The sequence below is a fragment of the Clostridium sp. genome (assembly GCF_016650095.1).
Lineage (GTDB): Bacteria > Bacillota > Clostridia > Clostridiales > Clostridiaceae > Clostridium_AD.
Window position 1 is genome coordinate 1 of sequence record NZ_JAENWL010000145.1, and the last position, 8196, is coordinate 8196.

Here is an 8196-nt window from a genome sequence, read left to right on the forward strand (position 1 = left end):
CTTCTCTATTACTTTTTGATCTTGATAATCCGAAACAAAAATCACATCATATTTTGATGAAATCTCACATATAAGATAACCAGAATATGCTTCAGGAATAAACGCTTTTCTCATGAACCTTTCCCTTTGTTCATTTGTATCATAATTCATTATGATATCTACTGATTCATCTGACCCCATATTATCAGGGCATTGTGCAAGTATTATTAAAGTCCCTCCAGCTTTTAAAGCTTCAATACCGACTGAATGTGCTTTCGAAGCCTGGTACAAATTAATATCCTTTGGATACCCTCCAGCTGAAGCGATGACCACATCAGCCTTCTTGTCAATATGAACAGCCCCTACCTCATCGCAGTATTGAACACCTCTTTCAAAAGCTTCTCTATAATTTCCTGCAACAGCCTTGTAATAGTTGCCTTCGGAATTTAATATTATGTTGAATATAAAGGAAGGTTTAATTTTATCACAGGCATCCATCATATCTTCATGCATTGGGTTTCCATTTAAATTTCCCAATCTACACTCGGGATTAATTGCACTTCCTTTTTTTTCTCCAAAAACACGCATATGGTTTAAAAATATCGCTTCATAAGAAGCTATACCTGGAAGCAAAGATTTTCTACCTCCTCCATACCCAGCCATATCATGATATGTAACTGCTCCAGTCAATATAAGGTGATCACATTCTGTAGCATAGCGATTTATTTCAATTGGAGTACCATATCTTGTTATACCAAATGATTTAAGACTTCCCTTATCATGGCAGTCGTGGTCAATAACTTGAAATCGTTTAGCTAAAGCTTCTCCAAGCAAGAGCCTGTGCTCCTCTTCTGTTTGTTTTTCATGAGCACCAGTTGCACTTAAAATTACAATATCCTTATCCTCAACACCACCACAATTCAACTCTTGGATTATAAAAGGCAGAAAAATATCCATCCTTTGGCAATGCCTTGTAATATCTGATATTACAAGGCACACTTTATCTCCACTTTTCACTATATCCTTCAATTTTTTACTTCCAATAGGGTTATTTAATGCATCTTTTATTATTTCATTTGCTTCCTTTTGGTTAACCATATCCTTATCTAATACACGATAATCTCCTATTTGATCTGTAATTATCTCTAGATAATCCTTTCCATATTTCATTTTTGGAAAGCTCGTATTATTCATTATGATTTTTGAAAATATCTATTTTCTCTATTCTGTCAAAGGCTTCTTTTAACGCATCAATATTCACTGTACATGCAAGTCGTATATATCCCTCTCCACATGTTCCAAATGCTATTCCGGGTATGGTAAGAACATGTGCTTCTCTTAATATTATATCGCTTGCCTGGATTGATGTAAGTCCTGTCTTTTTTATATTTACAAAAAGATAGAATGTTCCTTTAGGAGTAGGCACCGACATATTTGGTGTTTTGTTTATCCGCTCAGCAGCATAAAATACTCTGCTCCTATATTCCTCGATCATTGGTGGTTGTATTTCTTTTCTGTATCTAAGAGCATATATCGCTCCCCTTTGAGATATTGATGATGCAGTAAAAGCTACATTTTCATTTATTCCCTGAATTGTTTTTATTATGAAATCAGGTGCAATAATATTGCCAACTCTCCAGCCTGTCATAATATAGTCCTTAGAAAAACTATTAATTGTAATAGTCCTTTCCTTCATCCCTTCTAATGAAGCAATCGGTAAAAAAGGTTCTTCAAAGCTAAAAGAGCCATATATATCATCAGCTATTATTATTAAATCATACTCTTTGGCTACCTTTGCGATATCCTCTAAAGTTTTTCTCGTAAAGCAATTTCCTGTCGGATTTGTTGGGGTATTTATAATTAATGCTTTTGTTCTTTCCGTTATAAGACTTTTTAATCTCTCAATATTTATTTGAAAATTTTCTTCTTCATAAGTGTCTAGTTCAACAGGTATCCCTCTTGCAAGTCCAATTTGCTGAAGATATGGTGTAAAACAAGGCGTGTGTATGATTACCTCGTCCCCATCATCAATAATAGCTTCAAGAGCTAAATACATCGCGATACAACCGCTGGCTGTCACCATTATTTCATTGTCTGAAAAATCCATATCATGCTCTGTTTTATAAAATTTGCGAATCTCACCTCTTAATTCAGGGTCTCCCCTAAAATCAGTATACTTTGTGTGACCAGCTTTTGCATCCTTCATGGAGTTATCAATGATGATATCATTGGTTATCAAATCTGGATCTCCAAGACCCAAATTTATTACATCATTAAACTGCTTTGCCAATACATCTAATTGTCCCATAGGAGTTGATGTATCCTTCCAATATCTTTTAGCTAAATATTTATGTTTCATAAATTTCACCTCTTTTTAAATTTTAGTAAAACAATCTTATTTTCTACTTTAAAACATATGCATGACTTAAAAAAATCCTAATGTCATTAAAATATTACCATACTAAATAATGTGATCAAAGGCAATGCGATCACTGTTCTTTCCAGAAAAATGATTGCCAAATTTTTGAAATCTACTGGAACATCTGATTGTACAATAACTGCGCCAACTTCTGTTACGTATATGATTTGTACAAGAGACAACGCACCTAATATAAACTTAGTTTTGACAACTGTAATAGGTGCTAACATAAGTGCTGGTATAAACATATCTATAAATCCAACCAAAGTTGCAGGTGCAACCTTAAACGCTTCTTCAATACCAAGTAGATTTAAGTAAAAACCCATTGGATAGGAAATAACATTAAATATTTTAGTATAAGTTACAGCTATCAATGCAATTGTTCCCCATGCAACAACTATTGGTAAAAGGGAAACCATGATACTAGAAAACATCTTATTTCCTTCATGAATTACATCCATGCCGGTTGTTCTTTTAGCTCTTGATGTTGCTTGGCTAAGTGCCCATTCAAATTTATTTGCCCCTTCTGGAATTTCCTCTTTAAGCATTTTGCCTGTTTTGGGATTATATTCATCAGGTATCTTGGATAATGGAGCTATTCTAGGTAAAATCATCGCTAGTATAATTCCTACTAAGGTTGTTATTATATAGAATGGTGCAAACATGCTTTCAATTTTTAAAATGGATGCTACTATATAGCAAAATGGAACTGAAACAAGAGAAAAGTTAGTCATGATTACAGATGCTTCTCTACCTGTATAATATCCTGAATCATATTGTTTTTTTGTAAGTAATACCGCTGCAGTTGATGCTCCAAGCCAAGATGTTATAAGATCTACTGCAGATCTTCCAGGACATGTAAAAAGTGGTTTTACAAATTTTCTAATCATTATACCCGTAAACTCCATAACACCAAAATCTGTTAAAAACGGCATAAGATAGCTTATGGTCACTGCAATTGCAACTAATGTTTTTGCTAAATCAAGCATTGTACCACCAGTATCACCTGATATTATAAAATTTGGACCTACTTTTAGAAGTACCATTACTGCAATAACAGCCCCTATAATACGACTAGTAAAATATAAAGGACTAACTACAAATAAATCACTAAGAGTTTTATTCTTCACTATCAAATCAGGTTTTGCAAAAGAAGCCCATGTGCTTATTACTGCACTAAGTAGAACTATACCTGTTGCAATATATAATAATGAAGTGCCGAGTATCTGCTTAATAAAGTCAATAATTATTCCCACTGGCAGATTAAATGTACCTTTAGACGGTATAGGAATTAAAAAAAGAAAAACTCCTAAAACTGAAAAGACTATAAATTTGATTAAATCCTTGGTTTCATATTGCTTTTGAACCTTCTTAACCTTTTTCACATTAAGTTCCCCATTCATATTTATACACACCCCTTTTAATGTCTAGTGCACTTGCTTGTACACCTTTTAACTTTGAATTTTTAGATTTTATCTAGATTACCATAAAAATCATTTGGTTTCAAGTAGTAAATTTAGAATTTTATGGATTTAATTTAAATTTCAATTACTGTACCTGGGTTTAGTATTTTATTAGGATCAAATATCATTTTAATATTTTTCATAAGTTCAATTTCTGCAGTGGATTTCTGTAGCTTAAGGTCTTCGACTCTTAACTTACCAATGCCATGCTCTCCAGTAATTGTTCCACCATATTTAAAACAAAGTTTATACATCTTTTCCTTTAGCTCCTGCGCATATTCTGGTATTTTACCATCAACCATGACTATATCATTATGAAGATTACCGTCAGCAATATGTGCACTTATATTTGTAGTCGTATTGTATGAGCTTACCAGTTGCCACAATTCATTAAAAAACTCGGGCATGTAGCCTGGAGGTACGGCCATATCAAATGAATGTACAATTATATCCTTTATTATTTCATAACTACCACTTCTTATGGCAAGTATATCTGCTTGTTCCTGTCTACTCCCTGCAAATACTGCTTTATTGGCATTATATTTATCACAGATATTATCAATAACCTCGCAGTCATGATAAATGTCTTGTTCACTTTTTTCTGATAATATGATTATCACATCTGCTTTGCCCGTGTCAAGAGGCCAGTGAAGTCCTAAATACTCAGCTGTTTCTATATTTAAGTGTCTATCCTGATATTCAACTGCGAGAGGAGAAACCCCACTCCTAAGTATTTCTATTACTGCATTTGATGCATCATTTATATTATCAAAGGCTATTACTATTGTTGCCGAGTACTTATCTTCTGGATATATCCTTAATATCACTTTAGTAACTATTGCTAGAGTTCCTTCACTCCCAATAATAAGGTTCATAATGTTATATCCCGAGTTATCCTTCAAAAGTTTTCCTCCTAGATTTAACACTTCTCCATTTGGAAGCACTACCTCAATGCCTTTTACATGATTTCGAGTTATGCCATGCCTTACAGCCCTTGCTCCTCCAGCATTTGTAGCGACCATGCCGCCTATCTGAGCACCTTCATCTCCTGGATGAACAGGGAAACATATCCCGTTATATTTTTCAAGTTCGAAAAGAAGTCCCGCTAGAGTAACTCCACCCTCGAGGACTGCCATCATGTTCTTATCATCTATTTCAATCACTTTATTCATTCTTTCCATAGACAATATGATGCTCTCCACTGTTGGTATTGCACCGCCACAAAGCCCAGTCCCACCCCCACGAACGACAACTATTATTTTGTTGTCATTAGCATATTTCATTATTTGGGATATTTCTGAGGTTTTAAAAGGCTTGATAATTATTGAAGATGTATTTGCTTCTGGCCTTACGGTATACTCAATTTCATCATAAAAATAGCTTAACTTTTGCTCTAGTTCAGTTATTACATACTCTTCTCCAACAATATCTTTTAAATAATCTATTGTTTTCTTATCCATATGAAGGCCTCCATCATCTATAATTTTTTATATCCCGAATCATTTTAGGTACAATTTCATAAAGATCTCCTACATATCCATAATCAGCAAAATTGAATATAGGTGCTGATGCATCACTATTTATTGCGATAATCAATTCTGCTTCCTTCATGCCTGCAATATGCTGAGGTGCCCCTGAAATCCCGCATGCTATGTAAACCTTTGGTTTTACTCTGTTTCCACTATAGCCTACCTGATGTGAACTTCCAATCATTCCAGCATCCACAATTGCTCTTGTGGCCCCAAGCTCCCCACCCAATAGTTCAGCAAGTTCTTTAATCATCTCAAGATCTTCCTTCTTTTTAATGCCTCTACCTGCGGATACTACAACTTCTGCTTCTGTTATATCAAAGTCACTGTCTTTAAAAATCTTTATTATTTCACTTTTATTATTTTGGTATACATAAGGCTTTAGAATTGATATATTTGTGTTTCTGCTTTCATCTCTTTCACCTTCATTAAACTGTTTATACCTTATAGTAGCAATTTTAGGCACTGTAATTGTTTTTATATGAGCTAATATATTATTGCTAAAAGCAGGTCTTACCTGAATAAAATTACCATCCTCGTCAATATCTAAATCCGTGCAATCAGCTGTAAGTCCTGTTTTTAGTGCTGAAGCAATTCTAGGAGCAAGAGAGCGTCCAAAATTTGTTGCACCAATTAGCACAATCTCAGGTCTTTGCTTTTCAATAAACCTCACAATGTTTTCTTTAAATAAAAATTCTTCATGTTTTTCAAAGCATTTATCCTTTATGTAAAACACTTTACTTGCACCACGGTAATTGAGCTCTTTAACATCTAAATCATCGCCTCCAAGAACCAATGCATATAGAGGTGATCCAAGTTTCTCGCTTATTTCCTTTCCTTTTCCTAATAACTCATAGCTTATCTTGTGAATATGTCCATCATTCTGCTCTGAAATAACTAAAACTCCATAATGCTTTTCCAAATTAACACCTCCCTCTTTCTATAATACTTTCTTATCTTTTAAAGCATATAAAACATCACTAAAAAATCCACTATAATCCTCTTTATATATCTTGCTTTCCCTTGTTTCTTCTTTTGGAACTACTATTTTTACGACCTTTGTTGGCGAACCCTCAAACCCTGTTTCTTCTTCTGATATATAACCGTAAAGATCAGCTAGTCCAAGTTTTTTCACTTCAATTTTTAAAGACTCAAGCTTTCTTTTAACAGTAGGAAGCTCAATACGATTAATATTTTTAGTTACACTTATTAATGCAGGAAGTTTCATTTTTCTAAGTTGTATACTTCCACATAAACTGTTTATAGTAACAACTATTTCTTTATCTGAAAGAGAGTTTATCTTTTCAACATAATATGAATGGGGTATATTAAGAATTTCCGCAACCTCTGCCCCAACCTGAGCCGTATCTCCGTCCACTGATTTTTCTCCACATATTATCACATCAAAGTCTATTATATTTTTTATACAAGCAGCAATGGTTCTAGATGTAGCAAAAGTATCAGAACCACCAAATTGCTTATCAGATAGTAAGATGCAATTATCTGCACCTCGAGCATAAGCATCCCTTAGCGACTTTTCTGCTCTTTGAGGGCCCATAGTCAATACAGTAACCTTTGCAGTTTCTGCAACCTCTGCAGTTTCTGCAACCTCTGCATCATATTGATTTTTCAAATCTACAGCTGCTTGTAATGCATTCAGATCAAAAGGATTGATTTCCGCTTCTGCAGATGATCTGTCTACAACACCCTTTTCACTGTCGAATCTAACCTTCCCCATATCAGGCACTTCTTTTATAAGTACAACAATTTTCATTAAATGGCCTCCGATTAGTTACGTGGTATTACCACTTTTTATATCAGAATACCATATATTTGTATGATATTCTATATTATTGTTTTTTTACCTTTATTTTATATTAGTTTTTATCAACACATAAGGATATAAAAAAAATGCTTATAAACCATTAGTTATTCATGGTTTATGAGCATAATATTAGCATGGATATTGACTATGAATTTGCTGGTTTTTCTTAGATGATTATTCGTTCTTTTACTGGTTTATGTGCTTGTTTTTGTTCTAATGTTAAGTCATCAATAACCATCTAAGTTGCCTGTGACTTATATTTAATTTTTATACCGCATCATCAATAGCTTTTTTAAGTACATTTTCAATATCTTTGGCTATGGCTATAATTTCTTCACTACCCATCATCTGTATAATTTCCGTAGGTTTAATCATTCCAATATAAACAGAACCTTCTTTTTCATAGACTACCATTTTACAGGGCAAGAAATATCCTACTTCAATGTTTCTGCTTAATACCTCTTGAGCTTGAACTGGATTGCACACTTCTAAAATCTTAAAATTACTATCAAACTCTAATCCTTTTTCTCTTAGTTTATCCTTAAAGTTAAGTTCAAATAGCACTCCAAACTTATTTTCAGATAAACTCTTTTTTAAGCTTTCAACAGCCTCATCAAATGATTTTTCAGATTTCAATTCATAATTAATACTCATAGTGTCCTCCTCTATTTTAGATTTGTTTTTTTAATCTCCATATAACTCTGACACCAGGTCTATGATTTTGTTGGCGTCCATTCTTAATTACTTCAAATTTTAAAACCTTTACCTTTATCATTTGTGTTTATGGATAATAAGATACAACAAAAATCAAAAATCTATTTCCAATTTTCGAAATGTCACTGTATCCTTTTGTCGAAGAAAAGAAATGTAATAAAGATTATTCTTTTCTGATTTCTCTAATTTTAGATAATCACTACTTCCACTAATAGTACCTGATAGATTCATATCTCTTGGATTCATTAAGAAAAGTATTGATAAAAC

General features: G+C 33.4%; 7 protein-coding genes. All 7 read right to left on the reverse strand.

Annotated features, from left to right (window positions below; genetic code table 11):
* Nucleotides 1–1149, reverse strand: a 1149-nt coding sequence (gene larA, locus JJE11_RS09975; protein ID WP_291635104.1) for a nickel-dependent lactate racemase, incomplete at its 3' end; no start/stop codon positions are given.
* Between the two features lie 16 nt (nucleotides 1150–1165).
* The gene (locus JJE11_RS09980) at nucleotides 1166–2338 is read right to left on the reverse strand and encodes a pyridoxal phosphate-dependent aminotransferase (protein WP_291635106.1); all 1173 of its coding nucleotides are present in this window, start codon (nucleotides 2336–2338) and stop codon (nucleotides 1166–1168) included.
* An 86-nt stretch (nucleotides 2339–2424) separates the two neighbouring features.
* Nucleotides 2425–3783: a nucleoside recognition domain-containing protein gene (locus JJE11_RS09985; RefSeq protein WP_291635108.1), complete on the reverse strand. Its 1359-nt coding sequence runs from the start codon at nucleotides 3781–3783 to the stop codon at nucleotides 2425–2427.
* Nucleotides 3784–3935: 152 nt separating this feature from the next.
* Complete coding sequence (locus tag JJE11_RS09990; protein ID WP_291635111.1) at nucleotides 3936–5321, reverse strand: FAD-binding oxidoreductase; 1386 nt, start codon at nucleotides 5319–5321, stop codon at nucleotides 3936–3938.
* A gap of 13 nt (nucleotides 5322–5334) precedes the next feature.
* Nucleotides 5335–6312 (reverse strand): electron transfer flavoprotein subunit alpha/FixB family protein, encoded by a 978-nt coding sequence (locus JJE11_RS09995; RefSeq protein WP_291635113.1) that lies wholly within the window; start codon nucleotides 6310–6312, stop codon nucleotides 5335–5337.
* 18 nt (nucleotides 6313–6330) lie between these two features.
* Nucleotides 6331–7164 (reverse strand): electron transfer flavoprotein subunit beta/FixA family protein, encoded by an 834-nt coding sequence (locus JJE11_RS10000; protein WP_291635115.1) that lies wholly within the window; start codon nucleotides 7162–7164, stop codon nucleotides 6331–6333.
* A 318-nt stretch (nucleotides 7165–7482) separates the two neighbouring features.
* Nucleotides 7483–7869 (reverse strand): DUF302 domain-containing protein, encoded by a 387-nt coding sequence (locus tag JJE11_RS10005; protein ID WP_291635117.1) that lies wholly within the window; start codon nucleotides 7867–7869, stop codon nucleotides 7483–7485.
* Between the last annotated feature and the right edge of the window lie 327 nt (nucleotides 7870–8196).